This is a genomic window from Vandammella animalimorsus (genome assembly GCF_002285265.1).
Lineage (GTDB): Bacteria > Pseudomonadota > Gammaproteobacteria > Burkholderiales > Burkholderiaceae_C > Lampropedia.
This window is the reverse complement of record NZ_NSJB01000010.1, coordinates 38,184-57,074: the sequence shown is the minus strand read 5'-3', so window position 1 is coordinate 57,074 and position 18,891 is coordinate 38,184. Positions and strand designations below refer to the sequence as shown.

Genomic DNA, 18,891 nt, shown 5'->3' with positions numbered 1-18,891 from the left:
GCAGAGAATTTCAGCGATTTTTCGAGGAGTGCAAACAATGACGAGCAAGAAAGCAGCCAAGGGGCTGGGTCGCGGCCTGGGGGCCTTGTTGGGCCCGCAGGTCAGCGATGTGGGGGCCGATGAATCGGCCTTTGCCCAGGCCCATGGCGCGCCGCGCGAGCTGGACATCGACGCGCTGGTGCCCGGCCAGTACCAGCCGCGCACGCACATGGACGAGGGCGCGCTCTACGAGCTGGCCGAAAGCATCAAGAAGCAGGGCGTGATGCAGCCGCTGCTGGTGCGCAAGCTGCAGCAGGGCGAGCACGCCGGGCGCTATGAAATCATCGCCGGCGAGCGCCGCTACCGCGCCAGCCAGCTGGCCGGGCTGACCTCGGTGCCGGTGCTGGTGCGCGAGGTCGATGACCGCAGCGCCGCTGCCATGGCGCTGATCGAGAACATGCAGCGCGAGGACCTGAACCCGCTGGAAGAAGCGCGCGGCCTGCAGCGCCTGGTGCAGGAATTCGGCCTGACGCACGAGCAGGCCGCCCAGGCCGTGGGCCGCTCGCGCAGCGCTGCCAGCAACCTGCTGCGCCTGCTGAACCTGGCCGAGCCGGTGCAAACCCTGCTGATGGCCGGCGACATCGAAATGGGCCATGCGCGCGCGCTGCTGGCGCTGGGCAAGGCCGAGCAAATCACCGCCGGGCACGAGATCGTGGCGCGCAAGCTCAGCGTGCGCGAGACCGAGGCCCTGGTCAAGCGCCTGGCCCAGGGCAAGGGCGCCGAAGCGGCCAGGAAAGCCAGCAACCGCAAGAGCGGCGACGTGCGCCGGGTGGAGGAAATCCTCTCCGACCTGCTGATGGCGCAGGTGGACATCCAGATCAAGAAACGCACCAAGAAGAAAGACGGCCAGGTGCAGGAATCGGGCGAAATCCGCATCCCGTTTGCCTCCATCGAGGTGCTCAATGGCGTGCTCGAACGCATCCAGGGCCGCCAGGAGGAGTTCTGATCTCGCCATGATGGCCACGCCGCACACCGCGCCCTCTGACAGCGCCGATCTCTTGGCCAATCTGGCCACCACCGATGCCGCCAGCCACGCCGCCGCTCAGCCCAGCGAATGGATGCAGCGCAGCCTGGCGCTGGCGCGGCAGGCCGTGGGCCTGTCCAACCCCAACCCGGCCGTGGGCTGCGTCATCGTCAGCGCCGATGGCCGCACGCTGCTCGGCCAGGGCCACACCCAGGCCGTGGGCGGGCCGCATGCCGAGGTCATGGCGCTGCGCGATGCCGCCGCGCGTGGCCACAGCGTGCGCGGCGCGCAGGTCTACGTCACGCTCGAGCCCTGTGCCCACCATGGCCGCACGCCGCCGTGCTGCGATGCGCTGGTGGCCGCCGGCGTGGCGCGGGTCGTGGCCTCGCTGGCCGACCCCAATCCGCAGGTGGCCGGCCAGGGCCTGGCGCGCCTGCGCGCGGCCGGCATTGCCGTGGAGCTGGGCGATGGCCAGGCGCAGGCGCGCGATATCAACATCGGCTTTTTGCAGCGCATGGCCACTGGCCGGCCCTGGGTGCGCGCCAAGGCCGCGGCCTCGCTCGATGGCATGACGGCCTTGCCCAATGGCCAGAGCCAGTGGATCACCAGCGCGCAGGCGCGCCGCGACGGCCAGGCCTGGCGCCAGCGCGCCTGCGTGGTGCTGACGGGCATCGGCACCGTGCTGGCCGACGACCCGCTGCTGAACGTGCGCGACTGGCCTAGCGCGCGCCAGCCCCATCTGGCCATTGCCGACAGCGCGCTGCGCACGCCGCTGCAGGCTCGGCTGTGGCAGGTGCCCGGGCGGCAGGTGCTGGTGTTTGGCCGCCCGCCGCAGGCTGCTGCACAACGGCAGGCCTGGCAGGCTTGGCAGGAGCGGCGCGCGGCGCTGCAGGCCCGGGGCGCGCAGGTCGTGGCGCTGGATGGGCAGGAGGCGGTCGGCAGTGGGGAGCAGGGCGGCGGCCCAGGCCTGGATCTGGCCGCGCTCATCGCCCATTTGGGCCGCCTGCCGGTCAACGAAATCCACGTCGAAGCCGGCGCGCGCCTCAACGGCGGCCTGCTGCAGGCCGGGCTGGTCGATGAATGGCTGGTCTATCTGGCGCCGCAATTACTCGGCGCCGGCCGCCCCATTGCGGCGCTGCCGCAGCCCTGGAGCCGCCTGGAGCAGGCTGCGCGCCTGCACTGGCACGGCATGCACATGCTGGGCGACACGCTGCGGCTGCAATTGCGCGCCCGGCCATTGCAGGCATAGCCCTTGTGCATCATCGCCCGTCGGCGCTGGCCGAGCACTGGCCGGTTTTGGCGCCGCTGTGCAGCGCGTAGATGTCGCAGTCCTGCGCGAAGGCCAGCGGGCCGCCGTAGTGCCGGGCGATGGCCTGGGCCGTGGCCTGCTGCACGCCCTCGGTGCGGCGCATGAAGTGCGACAGCACCAGGCTGCGGCTGCCGGCCTGGGCGGCGATGCGGCCGATCTCCGAAGGCGGCATGTGCAGCAGCCGGGCAATGCGGTCCTCGCTGTCCTCGGGGATGGCGTTGTGCGCGATGAACACATCCGCGCCCTGGGCCAGCGCATCGAGCGTGCGGCCGCGGTTGCTGGTATCGCCGGAGACCACCAGCGCGCAGCCATCCTTTTCGATGCGCCAGGCCAGCGCCGGCACCAGCCCATGCTCGACGGGCATGGCCGTGAGCGCAAAGCCGGCCAGCTCGGTGCGAAACGGCACGGGCTGGGCCCGATCGGCGGCCACGGCCACGGGCTTGAGCGTGAAGGATTCATCGCCGTTGAGGTAATCGGCCAGATAAGGGTAGACGCCCTGCGGGCCGAACTGGCGCTGCACGAACAGCGGCGTGGTCGGGAAAAGCTCGCTGCCCGTGGGCCCGTACAGCGGCAAATCCTGGCTGCGCCGGCTGAAAAAGGCCGCCTTCATCAGCGCCGGCAGATCGCCGACGTGGTCCACGTGCAAATGCGTGAACAGCAGCGCCTGCACATCCTCGATGCGGCCCTGGGCGCGCTCGAAATTCAGCGCCGCGCCCGGCCCCAGGTCGATCAGAAAGCGCGCCTGGCCATTCTCGCGCAGCAAATAGCTGCTGGAGGCGCGCCGGTCGCCCAGCTCCGGCCCGCCCGAGCCCAGCACCACCACATCCAGCCCGGCATTGCGGCAGCGCGCAGGCGCGGCAGGGGTTGCCGCCTGGGCCAGCGGCGGCGGGGCGTCGGCAACGGCATTGGCGGCGGCATCGGTAGTGGCATCGGGCGCGGCCGCAGCCTGCGGCGCAAGCACGGCCCCGGGCAGGGCCAGGGCCAGCGCGCACAGCCAGCGGGCGGCGGGCAAGGGCGGTGACAAGAAGGACATGGGCAGATTGGCTGTGGTCAGGCAAAGCCGTGCATTGTGCGCGATGCGCCAGGCCAGGCCATTGGTGCACAGGGCTATTGGTGGCGCAGACCTTCTCCTAGGGGCAGCGCCCAAGCCTGCAAACGGGGTTGCGTTTCGTGCCAAGCATGGCAGGGCAAAATCCCCATGCCCATGTGCAGCGGGCACAATGCGCGCTGCCTGCGCGCAGCGCAGTCTTGCCCGTTGCACGGCCGTTTTTGTCCAACACACCCCTGAAGGAGACATCCCCATGAGCAACCTGCCCGGCCTGAACTACCAGCTTGGCGAAGACATCGACGCGCTGCGCGACGCCGTACGCAGCTTTGCGCAAGACCAGATCGCCCCGCGCGCGGCTGAGATCGACAAGAGCGACCAGTTCCCCATGGACCTGTGGCCCAAGATGGGCGAGCTGGGCGTGCTAGGCATCACCGTGCCCGAGGCCTACGGCGGTGCCGACATGGGCTACCTGGCGCACATGATCGCCATGGAGGAAATCAGCCGCGCCAGCGCCAGCGTGGGCCTCTCGTACGGCGCGCACTCCAACCTGTGCGTGAACCAGATCAAGCGCAATGGCAACGAGGAGCAGAAGAAAAAATACCTGCCCAAGCTGATCTCCGGCGAGCACGTGGGCGCGCTGGCCATGAGCGAGCCGGGCGCAGGGTCTGACGTGGTGAGCATGAAGCTCAAGGCCGAGGACAAGGGCGGCTACTACCTGCTCAACGGCAGCAAGATGTGGATCACCAACGGCCCCGACGCCGACACCATGGTCGTTTACGCCAAGACCGAGCCCGAGCTGGGCGCGCGCGGCATCACCGCCTTCATCGTCGAAAAAGGCATGAAAGGCTTTGGCACCGCGCAAAAGCTCGACAAGCTGGGCATGCGCGGCAGCCACACTGGCGAGATGGTGTTCGACAACGTGGAAGTGCCCGCCGCCAACATCCTGGGCAGCCTCAACGGCGGCGCCAAGGTGCTGATGAGCGGCCTGGACTACGAGCGTGCCGTGCTCGCCGCCGGCCCCATCGGCATCATGCAGGCCGTGATGGACAACGTCGTGCCCTACATCCACGACCGCAAGCAATTCGGCCAGAGCATTGGCGAATTCCAGCTCGTGCAGGGCAAGGTGGCCGACATGTACACCGTGCTGCAAGCGGGCCGGGCCTTTCTCTACACCATCGGCAAGAATCTGGATGTGCTGGGCACCGAGCACGTGCGCCAGGTGCGCAAGGACTGCGCCAGCGTCATTCTCTGGTGCGCCGAGCAGGCCACCAAAATGGCCGGCGACGGCATCCAGCTCTTTGGCGGCAACGGCTACATCAACGAATACCCGCTGGGCCGCCTGTGGCGCGACGCCAAGCTCTACGAAATCGGCGCGGGCACCAGCGAAATCCGCCGCATGCTCATCGGCCGCGAGCTGTTTGCCGAGACGATGTAAGCCAGCCAGCCCCGCCCGATGCCGGCCCACGCCCCATGGCGGGGCGCAAAAACCGGGCCGGGGCTGCCCTCGTTTTAGCGTGAGCGTCCGGTATGGCCGGTGGCGCGCCGCACGGCGGGGGTGTCGGTTTGCCCGGCGCGCTCGGCGGCATAGCCCCAATCGGCCGCGTACTTGCGCTTCATGCGCGCGTAGTCGCGCAGGTATTGCGAGCCCAGGCGGGTTTTTTGCGCCTCGGTCAGGATCTTGCCGCTGACCTGGAAAAAACCGCGCTCCTCTTCTTTGAGGTGGTGCCGCACCTCGTGCGCCAGCGCCTTGGCTTTTTCTCCCCAGGCCTGGCCTTCGGGCGCCAGCGCGCCCAGCTCGGCCACCAGCTCGTCCAGCTCGTGATGCTCGGCCAGGGCGTGGCGCGCGCTGTCCAGGCCCATGTCGTCCATCATCATGGGCGAATACAGAAAACGCTCCTCGGCGGCCGCGTGGGCGGCCAATTCCAGCTTGAGCATCAGAAAGGCATCGCGCCGGCCCTGCGGGTTGGTGGCGCGGGTGCGTGTGAGGCGGGTGCACCACTGGCGCTGGATGTCGTGGCTTTCGCGCAGGGCTTCGTAAATCGTGGGGGCGGACATAAAGGGTGCTTTCATCGAGGGAAGGGGCGCATGGCCTGGCCTGATGCGGCGGCGCATGCACGAGCATGGTAGCGCGCCGCATGGTTTCGCGTTGGCATTGGCCCTGCGCTCGGCCACCTCTGTGGGCCAGACAGCCATCGCAGGCCGGCAGCGCGCCCAGTTCGTGCTAACTTGCGGGGCTTTGGAACCTGCCCACGCCAGCGCCCCGAAAACAGGCCCTGGCACATCCCCCATGACTGAACCCAACAGCCTCCAACACCTCATCGACGCCAACCACGCCTGGGCCGAACAGGTGGCGCGCGACAGGCCCGGCTTCTTCGAGAACCTGGCGCACCAGCAAACGCCCAAATATCTGTGGATCGGCTGCTCCGACAGCCGCGTGCCGGCCAACCAGGTCGTGGCGCTGGCGCCGGGCGAAGTCTTCGTGCACCGTAATGTGGCCAACGTCGTCGTGCACTCCGATCTGAACGCGCTCTCGGTCATCCAGTACGCGGTCGATTTCCTCAAGGTCGAGCACATCATGGTCGTGGGCCACTACGGCTGCGGCGGCGTGCTGGCCGCGCTGCACGGCACGCGCGTGGGCCTGGCCGACAACTGGCTGCGCCACGTGCACGACGTGAAAATGCGCCACCGCGGCCGCCTCATGCACCTGTGCCGCCACGAGCAGGAAGACGCGCTGTGCGAGATGAACGTCATCGAGCAGGTCGGCCACATCGCCACCAGCACCGTGCTGCAGGACGCCTGGGCGCGCGGCCAGCAAGTGGCCGTGCACGGCTGGTGCTACGGCCTCAAGGACGGCAAGGTCAAGGACCTGGGCGTGACCATGACCTGCCGCGAGCAGGTACTGGAGGTCTACCGCGCCGCCATCAAGCGCTACCCGCGCCGCTCCGACCCGCTGCCCACGGAACTGGTGATCGACGACCTGCAGGACGGCGATTGAGACCGGCCGTCATCCATCGGGCTGGCCTGCCTGTGGCATGCCATCCAGTGCAGGCAGGCCGCTCCAGTGCACCCCTTCGGGCAACAGCCGCCTGCCCAGCAACAATCGCATCCCACGGGCTGGTAGCGGGTAGGCGCGCACATCGTCTTGTGAGAGATCGAGCAGCCCCTCCAGCTGCTGCAGGCAATCCTGCAGCGCCGTGGCACTGCCCTGGAACAGGAAGACCGAATACTGCAGCGCCATGGCCTGGGCTGCCAGCGTGCGATGCACCCGCGCCAGGCGCCGGTGGTCGCCAATGTCGTAGCAAATCACGTAATGGCGTGGCATTGGCGATCACTCACAGGGTTCCTGGCACTGATCCTGGGGCGCCGCAGGCAAAACGGCCTGCCCGGCGGTGGCAGGCTGTTGATCGGTCTGCAGCACATCCTGCAGCCAGGCCACTTGCTGCGCAATGGCGCTGCGCAGTGGCGCCGCCTGTGCTTCATAGGCCTCGTAATAGCGCACGCGCCCAGCCTTGCCCAGCAGGCAGGCGCCCTCGGCCTGACTGAAATGCGCTGGCGTCAGCGTCTGGCTGGCGCACAAATGCAGGCACAGCCGATCGGCCAGCGGGCGAATGGGCTCGAGCACATCGCTGGCCAGTGACTCCCGCCCCCAGCTGGGCTGGTGGTAAAAGCCGATGCAGGGATCCAGCCCAGCGCCATGCAAGGCCATGGCCACCTCGGCATGCGCCATGGTGTAGGTGAGCGACAGCAGCACATTGAACGGATCGCGAGGAGGGCGGCGGTTGCGCTCGTGGAAAGCGAAACTGGCCGGGACGACCTCGCGCAGCCCCGCGAAATACGCCTGGGCCGCAGCACCCTCCATGCCGCGCAGGCTTTCCAGTTGCCGGGCCTGCGCCAGTTGCGATCGCTGCGCCTGCAATTGCCGCATGGCGCGCGTCAGCGCATATCGGGCCCTGGGGTAGGTGCTGCGCAACTGATCGAGCCAATCGTGCTGGCGCGTGAGCTTGCCATCGAGCAACTGGCGTGCCACCTGCAGGCAAAAGCCCTCGTCCAGGCTCATGCGGGTTTGTTGCACACGGCGGCTGGCATCGTGGTGCGGCAAGCTCAGCAACAGACTGGGGCGCGCCAGCCGACCCGAAAGCACCACAACCCCCACGCCCCGTTCCCCCAGCTTGCCCAGCAGCGAGGCCTCCAGCGTCACGCTGCCGCGCAAAAAAACCCGGCGGATCGGCGCCAGCGGCACCGTGCCCACGCGCTGGCCGTTCTCGCGGAACACCAGCGCGCCGGCATCCAGCTCCAGATGCACATTGCGGCGATCGACGAACAGACTGCTCATGCTGCAACAACCAGACATTCAGGCAGGCAGCAGCGCAGGGCCCCGGCAGGGCCGCTGCGCCACCGGCCGGCGGCATCAGACGATGGCGAAATAGCCAGCGCGGAAACTGCTGGCCTGCCCCAGGCAATGCGGCGGCAGGCGCGGATCGAGCGCAATGAGCAGGATGCGGTCTGAAGCCGCATCCATCCAGCGCTGCAAATCGGCGCAAATGGCGCGCAGTTCCGCCGGCGTGACCCAGATCTCCGGCACCGACTTCTGCCCGGCCACACGAAAACTCTTGAGATAGCGCTGGATGCGCAGCCGCGTGCGATCGCAGGCGATGTCGTAGGCAACCAGATACAGCGTGCGGGCCATCGCAGAGCTCCTTTCATGGCATGGCCCCCCAGGGCAGGCACGGCGCCTGCAAGCGCCGCAACGGCTTTGCCTCGAGGAATTTCATGGCAAGACGGGCATTCATTTCAGCTACTCGAAATCGTTGCACAAACCCAGATACGGAGTGTCGAACCACGCCCTGGCTTCATCATCGGCCCTGCGATAGTCCTCCAACGTTGCCTGTTGCACCTTGGCCGGATGGAAGTGATGAAAGATGCGAATGATGTTGAAGACACTCCAGTTGTGGTGGATTGTGAAGAGATTTTTGAGTTGCACCGCCTTGATGGACACAGGCGAAGCCCTCAATGACAAAACGTCATCGAGCCAGAGGATCTCCTGCATGAAATCCTTGGCGAAGTAAGACGATGTCGCGGGGTGCTCGCTGATCTGCGCGATGGCACAGCAGGCCCTCGAGCGAAAACCGGTTTTTTGCTTGCGCCTGTCTTCAATTTCGAGAATCAGCCTGACCTCAGGCTGTCGCCCGGCGATGTCCTCGATCTGGGTGTTGTAGGCCAAGGCATTGAACAGCCCCTGGATCACGGTGCCGAATCCGGGCACGTCTTTGGCCTCAAAAGGTTTTTGCTTCATGTCGCGCTCCCTTGGTCTTGAATCAAAACCGGTCATGAATCTGCCGCGTGGAGTTTTAATCCCTTTGATATCAGGGTGGTCTCGAGACTATACCGACCTCTCAAAACGTCCATCGATTTCGTCTTAATCCCTTTGATATCAGGGTGGTCTCGAGACGTTAACACTCGCATTGGTTGTGCAGTTGCTTTGGTCTTAATCCCTTTGATATCAGGGTGGTCTCGAGACGCGAGGCGGCCTTGACGCGGATCCAGTCGGGCGTCTTAATCCCTTTGATATCAGGGTGGTCTCGAGACGCCGAATTGGTCGTTGGCGGGAAAACTTACCGGTCTTAATCCCTTTGATATCAGGGTGGTCTCGAGACCGCATGGTTAGCCAATACCGACCTAAACCCAGGTCTTAATCCCTTTGATATCAGGGTGGTCTCGAGACTAATGCCTTCGATGTTGCGATTGTAGATACCTAGTCTTAATCCCTTTGATATCAGGGTGGTCTCGAGACTTTCTAGAGACTGGATGTCGTCACTAGATTCATGTCTTAATCCCTTTGATATCAGGGTGGTCTCGAGACCGGAAATCTCCGTCAAGGACTTCGAAAATTCGTCTTAATCCCTTTGATATCAGGGTGGTCTCGAGACTTTACAGCTTCCGTAACTCCGAAAAGGGTTACAAGTCTTAATCCCTTTGATATCAGGGTGGTCTCGAGACTTTCTCGACGTTTTGAATCACGTCATCAGGTACGGTCTTAATCCCTTTGATATCAGGGTGGTCTCGAGACTCCAAGAGATCCAAAGACACGTCAAAGACCACGTCTTAATCCCTTTGATATCAGGGTGGTCTCGAGACCAAGCCCTGTGCCAGCAGGGCAAGGGCTGCTGGGTCTTAATCCCTTTGATATCAGGGTGGTCTCGAGACTCAGATCCTTGGCAAGAAAGTCGCCAAGCTTGTGTCTTAATCCCTTTGATATCAGGGTGGTCTCGAGACCTAAAGTTCAAACCGCAGGTCGCATTGCTGCTGTCTTAATCCCTTTGATATCAGGGTGGTCTCGAGACAATAACAGTGTTTTGACCCATCCAACCAAATGGGTCTTAATCCCTTTGATATCAGGGTGGTCTCGAGACGAAAGCATTGAGCAACTGCCAGAAGGCGAATTCGTCTTAATCCCTTTGATATCAGGGTGGTCTCGAGACACTTGGTCTTTTCGATTAGGATCGAAATAAAAGGTCTTAATCCCTTTGATATCAGGGTGGTCTCGAGACGGCAAGCGCGCGCCCAATCCGAAGTTTCTCAGAGTCTTAATCCCTTTGATATCAGGGTGGTCTCGAGACGGATGACGGCTTCAGGGCCTGGCTCGTTCAGGGTCTTAATCCCTTTGATATCAGGGTGGTCTCGAGACAGTCCGCTCTGCGGTGGGTAAAGGCGATTTGGGTCTTAATCCCTTTGATATCAGGGTGGTCTCGAGACGCAGCTTCTGCCCAAGACAACACTACCTCTAGCGTCTTAATCCCTTTGATATCAGGGTGGTCTCGAGACCAAAACGTTCACAAAGCTGCGTGGCTGGAGAAGTCTTAATCCCTTTGATATCAGGGTGGTCTCGAGACAGACAAGACTGCCAGAGCAGCAGCAGCAATCGGTCTTAATCCCTTTGATATCAGGGTGGTCTCGAGACTTTACACGAATGGCAGCCTGACATCCTCTCCGTCTTAATCCCTTTGATATCAGGGTGGTCTCGAGACGCCATCGACCGCTATAACGATTCGACCGACCTGTCTTAATCCCTTTGATATCAGGGTGGTCTCGAGACTTCTTAGCTGGAACAGATGACGACAAGACCATCGGTCTTAATCCCTTTGATATCAGGGTGGTCTCGAGACCCTACTGCCACAGACCAAGGAGCGAAAAGTTCAGTCTTAATCCCTTTGATATCAGGGTGGTCTCGAGACCATCACCAAAGCCAAGGAGAATACATGAGTACGTCTTAATCCCTTTGATATCAGGGTGGTCTCGAGACAGATCCTCCAAAGCGTCCAGTTGCTGGACGCCGGTCTTAATCCCTTTGATATCAGGGTGGTCTCGAGACCGCAGTTGCGTCGCAGCAGCTCTTCCATGATGGGTCTTAATCCCTTTGATATCAGGGTGGTCTCGAGACAGTACGCATTGAAACCCACGTCAGCACTGTCGAGTCTTAATCCCTTTGATATCAGGGTGGTCTCGAGACTCAAACCTCTTTAAGGAGAAAATCATGATCACGTCTTAATCCCTTTGATATCAGGGTGGTCTCGAGACCCAGCAAACGTGTTGCGCCGGTGCAAATCTGTGGTCTTAATCCCTTTGATATCAGGGTGGTCTCGAGACGTCTCGCGCGAGGATGTCAGTATCGGCGGGGATGTCTTAATCCCTTTGATATCAGGGTGGTCTCGAGACGACACGCCATCCTCAATGGTGCAGCACGGGCAGGTCTTAATCCCTTTGATATCAGGGTGGTCTCGAGACGTAGGCGCGCAAGAAGGCGCTGATGCCCATGAGGTCTTAATCCCTTTGATATCAGGGTGGTCTCGAGACGCAAGCCGCTGATGCTGCAGACCAAGAAGAGGGGTCTTAATCCCTTTGATATCAGGGTGGTCTCGAGACCAATGGGTGAGTAAATCGTTCTCTTGATTGCGTCTTAATCCCTTTGATATCAGGGTGGTCTCGAGACCTAGACAGCCTAGCCCCTATGACGCCCTGGCGTCTTAATCCCTTTGATATCAGGGTGGTCTCGAGACGGACTCCTCCTTCAAAGAGCTTGAGTTCGGTGAGTCTTAATCCCTTTGATATCAGGGTGGTCTCGAGACTCCAATCCGTAGTAACCGAGGTTGCGCAAGATGTCTTAATCCCTTTGATATCAGGGTGGTCTCGAGACACCAAGTAAAAACTTCCCGCCGTCTATGACGGGTCTTAATCCCTTTGATATCAGGGTGGTCTCGAGACCCAATCGCCTCACCTCTCCAGACGTGCGAAGAGGTCTTAATCCCTTTGATATCAGGGTGGTCTCGAGACACATTGAAGGCGATGGCACGACTGCATCACCGTCTTAATCCCTTTGATATCAGGGTGGTCTCGAGACAAAGAAACAACAGTGATCGCACTGTTACTGCCGTCTTAATCCCTTTGATATCAGGGTGGTCTCGAGACGCCAACGCCGCGAAGAGCGTTGGGAAATCCTTGGTCTTAATCCCTTTGATATCAGGGTGGTCTCGAGACTAAACACTTCATCTCAACCAACACACTCGAAAGGTCTTAATCCCTTTGATATCAGGGTGGTCTCGAGACTTCAGTGATGGAGGTATTGGGCAAAGCTACGATGTCTTAATCCCTTTGATATCAGGGTGGTCTCGAGACACCACCGCGCGGCCAATCCAGAACGCGCACTTCGTCTTAATCCCTTTGATATCAGGGTGGTCTCGAGACTCTTTGTCTATGCTCTACATGACCGCATCCAAGTCTTAATCCCTTTGATATCAGGGTGGTCTCGAGACGAACTTGCCATGGTCGTCGTAGATGACCACGGTGTCTTAATCCCTTTGATATCAGGGTGGTCTCGAGACCAATTCATTGTCCATGGCGTGCGGCAATGTCGGTCTTAATCCCTTTGATATCAGGGTGGTCTCGAGACCGAATCGCCCGCCAAGCCGAGCTGCGCAAGAACGTCTTAATCCCTTTGATATCAGGGTGGTCTCGAGACCCATCAAAGATGCCACCTGTGCACAAGTGGCTCGTCTTAATCCCTTTGATATCAGGGTGGTCTCGAGACGAACTTGCCATGGTCGTCGTAGATGACCACGGTGTCTTAATCCCTTTGATATCAGGGTGGTCTCGAGACGAAGGCAAGCTGCTCATCTGCGATGAGATGCTGGGTCTTAATCCCTTTGATATCAGGGTGGTCTCGAGACTTGGGGCGCGCAGCAAGCAGTCACTATCTGACCGTCTTAATCCCTTTGATATCAGGGTGGTCTCGAGACCCAAGCGTATCGCGAAAAGCGCCAAGAGCTGAAGTCTTAATCCCTTTGATATCAGGGTGGTCTCGAGACCGCGTGTGGCGGCCGATGCCTCTTGCACGCCGGGGTCTTAATCCCTTTGATATCAGGGTGGTCTCGAGACATAACTAGCTTGCCAAGGAGTGGTGTGATCGTGGTCTTAATCCCTTTGATATCAGGGTGGTCTCGAGACCAACTGGGTCGAACCCTCGGAAAAGCCCTGAAGGTCTTAATCCCTTTGATATCAGGGTGGTCTCGAGACCGTAAACCGTTAAAAACCTTTATTGATCAAGCACTTGCCAGCGCTGTGATGAATTTTTTGCAGGGTGAGCAAACCTGTGTTTATGTGTGGCATACGGCAAGGCCAGATTGTAGGCCAAATCACGTCGAAAAAATCAAAGCCGGTGCTGCGCGGCAGTGGCGGGAGGTCGGGATTTTCCCGCATGTCCTGCATTACCTGGGCGGCGCGCCGCCCTTGTGCTGCATGTGTTTTTCATTTCCCATTACGCGCCATCACGCCATGCGCGCAGAAAATCGCCGAGCTGGGTGATGCCGGGGCCATCAAGTACGCTGATGCGCAAGTCCCTGGCGCGGGTTTTGCTGGCGGGTGTGATGGGGTGAATGCTGAGGTAGAGCGCCTGGCCGGCAGCCCCGCCGATTTCGTTGCGCAGCTGGCCAAGCTTGTAGAGGGCGTCGCGGGCATCGGCTTCGTTTTGTTTGCCGGTTTTGCATTCGAGCAGCAGGGTGCGATTGCGGTGGACGACGATGCCGTCAAGCTCGTTGGGGGTGCTTTGGCCTTTGCTGTGGCGCTCGATTTTTACGCTCATGGCGTATTGCCCATCCTTGAAATGGCTGTCCAGCTGCAGGAAGGCGTGTTCTTCTAGCCAGAGACCGGCAAAGTACCGGGCGTCGTCCCGGCTGGTGAATTGGACTTGCATGGGTTCGTGCTCGCTCCAGTGCAGCAGGCCGTGGCGATGGGCTTCACGCAGGATATTGGCCAATGCCCTGGAGGGAGGGTGGTGAAACTGCGCCTGCAGCGTGGCTTGGCTGGCAGTGGCGGTCAGAGCGCGCAGGGCCCCGGCGGTGAGCCCGGGGGCCTGCTGGGCCAGGATGCGGGTCATGCCTTGGCGTTTGAGAACCTGCTCCCAGGCGGTCTGGGGTCGGGTGTCGCTGGCGGTGCGGTAACCCTGCAGCAGAAACTGGTCCTGCAGCGTGAGCACATCTTGCATGTCCTGCTGGTTGGTGCGGCCATCGGGGCTGTACCAGTCGAGTTTTTGCTTGAAGGTGTCGGCGTAAACGAGCTGCAGCGTGCCCGTGCCGGCTTCGACCATTTTGAGTTGGTCCTGCAAGGCCAGCACCATGAGCTTGGGGCCGCCGGTGATGTGGAGGATGGTGTGCCGGCCGTCGAGCTTCTCTTCAACCAGGTGGGCTGCGCTTTCCACGATGCTTTGCGGGCTGCTGTCATCGAAGTCAATGCGCTCGGCCTGCACATCCTTGGGCAGGGCGTGTTGCAGGTTTTTGCCGCTGCCTTTGGCCTTCATGTCCGGGGTTTCCAGAATGAGCACGTGTTTGGCCTGCAGCTGCTTGAGCGGGATGAGGTTGGCGGCATTCTGGCCTGTAGCGATGCAGACGTGGACGGTGGCGGCTGGGTGGTGGTTCATGGTCTGGTATGAAGATATTGCATTGGGGAGGGCAGCGGTCAAAAGGGCATGGGGTGCTGCCCATGGCCGGCCGGTTGTGTCGCTTGGGTGGGGTGGTGCAGGGGGCGAGTGGGCCTAGTCCCAGAGGCTGCGGATGAAGCTGACGGCGCCTGCGACAGCGGCGACGGGGACGACCACGGGCGCGGCTGCAGTGGCCAGCGCACCTGCGCCGATGGCGGAGGCTGCGACGACGACGGAACCGGTGGCGGTGGCACCCAACAGGGCGCCAGAGCCCGCCGCGACGACGCTGCGGCCTGCGCTGACTTCTTTGGTGCCGGTGATGGTGCGGGAGAGTTTTTCGCCAGCCAGGCCGATGAAAACAGCTTTTTCGATTGCCATATTGGATGTCCTTCACGTGGGGGTGGATGGGTTTGGTGTGAACAGTTGTTGTGGCGGTGTCTGTCCGGTGTCCGCCATGCGCTGCCGGTGGCAGCGGTGCAGTTTGGGCCGCCTTGCAGCAGCCGGCGCCACGTTGGGCGCGGGGCTCAGGCCCTCAGTTTTTTTCCTCGGACTGGTTTTGGGCTGCGGAGGCCTGGCGGAGGGCTTCGGTCAGGGCGGCGAGGGCGGCGGCGAGGGCGATGGTGACGTAGTTCATGAAGATCTCCTTAACAGGTTTGTTGGTAAGTGGCTGGAGCAGTTGTTGTGGCGGTATCTGTCCGGTGTCCGCCATGCGCTGCCGGTGGCAGCGGTGCAGTTTGGGCCGCTTTGCAGCAGCCGGCGCCACGTTGGGCGCGGGGCTCAGGCCCTCAGTTTTTTTCCTCGGACTGGTTTTGGGCTGCGGAGGCCTGGCGGAGGGCTTCGGTCAGGGCGGCGAGGGCGGCGGCGAGGGCGATGGTGACGTAGTTCATGAAGATCTCCTTAACAGGTTTGTTGGTAAGTGGCTGGAGCAGTTGTTGTGGCGGTATCTGTCCGGTGTCCGCCATGCGCTGCCGGTGGCAGCGGTGCAGTTTGGGCCGCTTTGCAGCAGCCGGCGCCACGTTGGGCGCGGGGCTCAGGCCCTCAGTTTTTTTCCTCGGACTGGTTTTGGGCTGCGGAGGCCTGGCGGAGGGCTTCGGTCAGGGCGGCGAGGGCGGCGGCGAGGGCGATGGTGACGTAGTTCATGAAGATCTCCTTAACAGGTTTGTTGGTAAGTGGCTGGAGCAGTTGTTGTGGCGGTGTCTGTCCGGTGTCCGCCATGCGCTGCCGGTGGCAGCGGTGCAGTTTGGGCCGCCTTGCAGCAGCCGGCGCCACGTTGGGCGCGGGGCTCAGGCCCTCAGTTTTTTCCCTCGGACTGACGCTGGGCTTGCTCCAGGACGGCGAGGACGACTTTGAGGGCGGTGGTGATGAAATCCATGGAAATCTCCTGTGAATTGAAGTTGGCTTGAAAGATGCGTTTTTCCTGTTACGGCCTGGGGCGAAGTATTGAGCTTGACAGTATTAATTTCAATGTTCGTAAGCTTGCTGAATGGGGAGTGTTTTCCTTTCTTTTGCCTGAATCGAAGTATCTGCGCCGTCTGTATTGGTTTCAAGTTTCGTAAGCTTGCCGGAATGGGTGGTTTCTTGAAATGCCTGTTCAGGTCCTTGCTGCATCCTGTGCATTGCTGCGTTCTGAATCGAAGTATCTGCCTTTAATGCGCTGGTTTCAATGTTCGTAAGCTTGCCGAATGGGGTGTTTTCCTTTCTTTTGCCTGGGTCGAAGTATCTGCGCCGTCTGTATTGGTTTCAAGTTTCGTAAGCTTGCCGGAATGGGTGGTTTCTTGAAATGCCTGTTCAGGTCCTTGCTGCATCCTGTGCATTGCTGCGTTCTGAATCGAAGTATCTGCCTTTAATGCGCTGGTTTCAATGTTCGTAAGCTTGCCGAATGGGGTGTTTTCCTTTCTTTTGCCTGGGTCGAAGTATCTGCGCCGTCTGTATTGGTTTCAAGTTTCGTAAGCTTGCCGGAATGGGTGGTTTCTTGAAATGCCTGTTCAGGTCCTTGCTGCATCCTGTGCATTGCTGCGTTCTGAATCGAAGTATCTGCCTTGAATGCGCTGGTTTCAATGTTTGTAAGCTTGCCGAATAGGGTGTTTTCCTTTCTTTTGCCTGGGTCGAAGTATCTGTGCCGTCTGTATTGATTTCAAGTTTCGTAAGCTTGCCGATGGTTTTAGGGTTGAATAAAAAACCACGCGGCATACATGGTGCGGCGTGGTTTTTGCAGGGGGGGATGAAGATTAAAAATCAGGCCAGATGATGGTGATGCTCTCTTTTGAGATGGGTAGTCTGTAGGCTTTGCTAATATTTTTTGGAGCGTATTTTTCCCAGCCAATCGGAAGTTGTTTTTTGATGTGATTTTTCAATTTTGAGTTGAGTGTGTCAAACTGTTTTTTGTGGTCTTCCGGGGCATCGTCTTGCAGGAGCTTAAACAGGCTTGTGCCATGCTTTACCTTTTGTTCTTCCAAATATTCTTTGAATTTCTGAGGATCCTTGATGCCAAGGACTTGTTTGTAGATTTCTAGAAAGGAATTGCGCAGTTCATCTTTTCTGAGGAAATCTGCTCGGGTTGGATAGATTCCTTCGGAGTTCAATTGGGCCCACCAGGTTAGCCAGGCGAGCTCACGAGGGGGGAGAGGGAATTGTGTTTTGTCGCAAATGACTTCTTGGCTGCGCAAATCGATGATCAGGCGGGGCGGGTCGAGGCTTTCCTGAATGGCGGCCACGGTGTCGCTGTAGCTGGCTTTGCCTTCAAGCAGGGCCTGAGGCTGGCCGTGGCGCAGCCGAACGATGGGAATGGCCGCCAGGGTGATATGGGCGTTGGCGGTGCTGACGTCGGTGCTGTTGATACGCAGTGTGCGCGGTTGTGCAGGCGGGAAGAAGAATTGCGGCTGGCTCTCGAACGGGCTGGAAACCAGCACGTGGGAGAGTTGATCCTGGGGCCGCGCAAACAGGGAGAAGGCATAGCCGACAAAGAAACCCATGGTCTTGCGCCCGCCGGAGATGGAAACGTGCAGGGCGGATTGCGCATCACTGGTCAAGTCCGCCATCAATTGGGTGATGGTGTTGGCGGCCTGGGTGTTTTCTTCTTCGCTGGTGATGTCGTCCAGCGGCTGGCCGGCGCTGTCGCGGATGACGTGGATGTGGCTTTCGTCAAAGCGGGGCTGGCCGAGTTGCGGATAGTCCTGCAAAAGCGCTTGGAAATGGCCCTTTTCAAGCAGGCCTTCCATGGCGATTTTCTTGCCGGTCTGGGTGGTGACCAGATGCACCTCGGTCGGGATGAAGGCGTGCTCTGGCGCCTGCTGGCTCAGTGCATAAAGGGTTTCGGTCACGACCTGTGGCGATATGCCGGTGACGGCCAAAAGAATTTTCCGAGGGGTGGTGTGCATGTGCGCGACTCCGGGTGGCTTATCTGAAAATTGCCTTGCGCAGGCGTTGCAGTTCCTTGGCCAGGGCCAGCTCGTCTTGCAGCAGGCTCTTGACTTCATGGTTGAAGGGGCGCACGCCATGCGCCATGGCGTTGCGCAGGTGTTCCAGGCGCTTGAAGTCCGGGTTGGCCTTGGCGTCGTGGCGTGCGTCTTCGCGATGTTCGTATCGGTTGAAGTTGCCGCCGCTGTCGCGCACGGCGTGTGAGATACGGCTTTCGAACAGGTAGACGATGGCACGCAGGTAGTCCTTGCGCTCCAGGTAGCGATCGGCCATGGCCAACTCCCACTCGGGGCGCTGGCCGTGGCGAAACCAGCCCACGTGCTGGGCCAGGTGGCCGCTGAAGAGCGTGCCCAGCGCGCCCTGGTGTTCCTGGATGTGCCTGAAGGCGCCGGTGAGGTTTTGCGCGGCCTGTACGGGGTTGCTGCTGCGCTCGAAATAGGCTGCCTGCGAGAGCATTTGGGTGCGCTGCTGTGCCATGCCGTCGGCTTCAAACAGCGGGGCGAATACGCCGTAGTTGCCGCTGTTTTCATAGACGGCCAGTGCTTCCACCCAGTCCAGCATTTGCAGCATGCCGCCCAGGTTCAGGACGGGCGTTTGCCTGTCTTGCGGGTCAGTCATTTCGAGGGCGCCGTAATACACGTCCTGCACCTGCACCTGGCGCACGTGACGCAGGTAGCGCGCGGCCACCAGGGCCAGCATGGGCAGATGGCGAAAGCCGTGGGTGACGTCCAGAACGACGGTCTCGCCCGGCTGCACGGCGTTTGCCAGTGTGGTCAGAATGGCTGCTTGCTCCTGCGCATTGCGGGCATAGGGGATGAGGTGGCATTCCACCGGCAGGCCGAGCTTCTGGCTGACGTAGGTCTGGTGTGGGGCCAGCATTTCGGGGGTGACCGCTTCGCTGCGCACGGCGTCCACCAGGGCGAGGATGGTGTCATCCTCGCTGCCCTGGTGATCGAAAAAGATGTCCCACATGCTGCCGCTGGTGCCGATGAGGATGAGTTTGTCGGCCTTGATTTGCTCGGCAAGCACCAGCCCGAAGTACGGTGATTCTCGGGTGGTGCCGTCTGTAAAACGGTAGTTTGCGGAGCGGTAACCGGTTTGCTGGTTCAACTGGCTTTTGCCGAGCAGGCTGATGAGGGTGGTCATGC

Annotated in this window: 15 protein-coding genes and 1 CRISPR repeat array; of the genes, 4 read left to right on the top strand and 11 right to left on the bottom strand. The window is 60.8% G+C overall.

Translation table 11 applies throughout. From position 1 onward, the window contains the following. The first annotated feature begins 37 nt into the window (after positions 1-37). Together CK625_RS11085 and ribD are read left to right on the top strand one after the other, a co-directional pair. Positions 38-985: a ParB/RepB/Spo0J family partition protein gene (locus CK625_RS11085; RefSeq protein ID WP_095540386.1), complete on the top strand. Its 948-nt coding sequence runs from the start codon at positions 38-40 to the stop codon at positions 983-985. A 112-nt stretch (positions 986-1,097) separates the two neighbouring features. Next, positions 1,098-2,252, top strand: coding sequence for a bifunctional diaminohydroxyphosphoribosylaminopyrimidine deaminase/5-amino-6-(5-phosphoribosylamino)uracil reductase RibD (gene ribD, locus CK625_RS11080; RefSeq protein WP_095540417.1), 1,155 nt, complete (start codon positions 1,098-1,100; stop codon positions 2,250-2,252). A gap of 10 nt (positions 2,253-2,262) precedes the next feature. Here ribD and CK625_RS11075 read toward each other — a convergent pair whose 3' ends face one another. Then, positions 2,263-3,345, bottom strand: a complete 1,083-nt coding sequence (locus CK625_RS11075) for an MBL fold metallo-hydrolase (RefSeq protein ID WP_095540385.1) — start codon at positions 3,343-3,345, stop codon at positions 2,263-2,265. A gap of 268 nt (positions 3,346-3,613) precedes the next feature. Between CK625_RS11075 and CK625_RS11070 the strand changes: the two genes are divergently transcribed. Further along, positions 3,614-4,795 carry an isovaleryl-CoA dehydrogenase gene (locus tag CK625_RS11070; protein WP_095540384.1) on the top strand — a complete coding sequence of 394 codons (1,182 nt, stop codon included), beginning with the start codon at positions 3,614-3,616 and terminating at the stop codon, positions 4,793-4,795. Between the two features lie 74 nt (positions 4,796-4,869). Here CK625_RS11070 and CK625_RS11065 read toward each other — a convergent pair whose 3' ends face one another. Beyond that, positions 4,870-5,415: a hemerythrin domain-containing protein gene (locus CK625_RS11065; RefSeq protein WP_095540383.1), complete on the bottom strand. Its 546-nt coding sequence runs from the start codon at positions 5,413-5,415 to the stop codon at positions 4,870-4,872. Between the two features lie 232 nt (positions 5,416-5,647). On the opposite strand from CK625_RS11065, the gene can reads away from it, so the two are divergent. After that, the gene (can, locus tag CK625_RS11060; protein WP_095540382.1) at positions 5,648-6,355 is read left to right on the top strand and encodes a carbonate dehydratase; all 708 of its coding nucleotides are present in this window, start codon (positions 5,648-5,650) and stop codon (positions 6,353-6,355) included. A 9-nt stretch (positions 6,356-6,364) separates the two neighbouring features. Here can and cas2 read toward each other — a convergent pair whose 3' ends face one another. The 9 genes from cas2 to csx2 all read right to left on the bottom strand — a co-directional run bounded on the left by cas2 (position 6,365) and on the right by csx2 (position 18,889). After that, positions 6,365-6,682: a CRISPR-associated endonuclease Cas2 gene (gene cas2 / locus CK625_RS11055; RefSeq protein ID WP_095540381.1), complete on the bottom strand. Its 318-nt coding sequence runs from the start codon at positions 6,680-6,682 to the stop codon at positions 6,365-6,367. A gap of 6 nt (positions 6,683-6,688) precedes the next feature. Beyond that, positions 6,689-7,693, bottom strand: coding sequence for a CRISPR-associated endonuclease Cas1 (gene cas1 / locus CK625_RS11050; RefSeq protein WP_095540380.1), 1,005 nt, complete (start codon positions 7,691-7,693; stop codon positions 6,689-6,691). Between the two features lie 75 nt (positions 7,694-7,768). Next, complete coding sequence (locus CK625_RS11045; RefSeq protein ID WP_095540379.1) at positions 7,769-8,047, bottom strand: CRISPR-associated endonuclease Cas2; 279 nt, start codon at positions 8,045-8,047, stop codon at positions 7,769-7,771. A gap of 108 nt (positions 8,048-8,155) precedes the next feature. Continuing rightward, positions 8,156-8,653: a hypothetical protein gene (locus tag CK625_RS11040; protein ID WP_095540378.1), complete on the bottom strand. Its 498-nt coding sequence runs from the start codon at positions 8,651-8,653 to the stop codon at positions 8,156-8,158. Positions 8,654-8,705: 52 nt separating this feature from the next. Then, a CRISPR array of direct repeats spans positions 8,706-12,927; the repeat unit is 36 nt; unit sequence GTCTTAATCCCTTTGATATCAGGGTGGTCTCGAGAC. Between the two features lie 241 nt (positions 12,928-13,168). Beyond that, positions 13,169-14,326 (bottom strand): Card1-like endonuclease domain-containing protein, encoded by a 1,158-nt coding sequence (locus CK625_RS11035; protein ID WP_095540377.1) that lies wholly within the window; start codon positions 14,324-14,326, stop codon positions 13,169-13,171. A 114-nt stretch (positions 14,327-14,440) separates the two neighbouring features. Continuing rightward, positions 14,441-14,704 carry a hypothetical protein gene (locus tag CK625_RS11030; RefSeq protein ID WP_095540376.1) on the bottom strand — a complete coding sequence of 88 codons (264 nt, stop codon included), beginning with the start codon at positions 14,702-14,704 and terminating at the stop codon, positions 14,441-14,443. A gap of 1,083 nt (positions 14,705-15,787) precedes the next feature. Further along, on the bottom strand, positions 15,788-15,934 hold the full coding sequence (locus CK625_RS13940; protein WP_172425149.1) for a hypothetical protein: 147 nt from the start codon (positions 15,932-15,934) through the stop codon (positions 15,788-15,790). Positions 15,935-16,554: 620 nt separating this feature from the next. Then, entirely contained in the window at positions 16,555-17,703 is a 1,149-nt protein-coding gene (gene csm6 / locus CK625_RS11025; protein ID WP_172425148.1) for a CRISPR-associated ring nuclease Csm6, read from the bottom strand. 19 nt (positions 17,704-17,722) lie between these two features. Next, positions 17,723-18,889, bottom strand: a complete 1,167-nt coding sequence (gene csx2 / locus CK625_RS11020; protein WP_095540375.1) for a TIGR02221 family CRISPR-associated protein — start codon at positions 18,887-18,889, stop codon at positions 17,723-17,725. Positions 18,890-18,891 lie beyond the last annotated feature (2 nt).

Coding starts and splice junctions, on each gene's coding strand:
- can (WP_095540382.1), top strand. CDS start 5,648: ATGACTGAACCCAACAGCCTCCAACACCTCATCGACGCCAACCACGCC.
- CK625_RS11030 (WP_095540376.1), bottom strand. CDS start 14,704: ATGGCAATCGAAAAAGCTGTTTTCATCGGCCTGGCTGGCGAAAAACTC.
- CK625_RS11065 (WP_095540383.1), bottom strand. CDS start 5,415: ATGTCCGCCCCCACGATTTACGAAGCCCTGCGCGAAAGCCACGACATC.
- CK625_RS11075 (WP_095540385.1), bottom strand. CDS start 3,345: ATGTCCTTCTTGTCACCGCCCTTGCCCGCCGCCCGCTGGCTGTGCGCG.
- csm6 (WP_172425148.1), bottom strand. CDS start 17,703: ATGCACACCACCCCTCGGAAAATTCTTTTGGCCGTCACCGGCATATCG.
- cas1 (WP_095540380.1), bottom strand. CDS start 7,693: ATGAGCAGTCTGTTCGTCGATCGCCGCAATGTGCATCTGGAGCTGGAT.
- CK625_RS11085 (WP_095540386.1), top strand. CDS start 38: ATGACGAGCAAGAAAGCAGCCAAGGGGCTGGGTCGCGGCCTGGGGGCC.
- cas2 (WP_095540381.1), bottom strand. CDS start 6,682: ATGCCACGCCATTACGTGATTTGCTACGACATTGGCGACCACCGGCGC.
- ribD (WP_095540417.1), top strand. CDS start 1,098: ATGCAGCGCAGCCTGGCGCTGGCGCGGCAGGCCGTGGGCCTGTCCAAC.
- CK625_RS11070 (WP_095540384.1), top strand. CDS start 3,614: ATGAGCAACCTGCCCGGCCTGAACTACCAGCTTGGCGAAGACATCGAC.
- CK625_RS11035 (WP_095540377.1), bottom strand. CDS start 14,326: ATGAACCACCACCCAGCCGCCACCGTCCACGTCTGCATCGCTACAGGC.
- CK625_RS13940 (WP_172425149.1), bottom strand. CDS start 15,934: ATGCAGCAAGGACCTGAACAGGCATTTCAAGAAACCACCCATTCCGGC.
- CK625_RS11045 (WP_095540379.1), bottom strand. CDS start 8,047: ATGGCCCGCACGCTGTATCTGGTTGCCTACGACATCGCCTGCGATCGC.
- csx2 (WP_095540375.1), bottom strand. CDS start 18,889: ATGACCACCCTCATCAGCCTGCTCGGCAAAAGCCAGTTGAACCAGCAA.
- CK625_RS11040 (WP_095540378.1), bottom strand. CDS start 8,653: ATGAAGCAAAAACCTTTTGAGGCCAAAGACGTGCCCGGATTCGGCACC.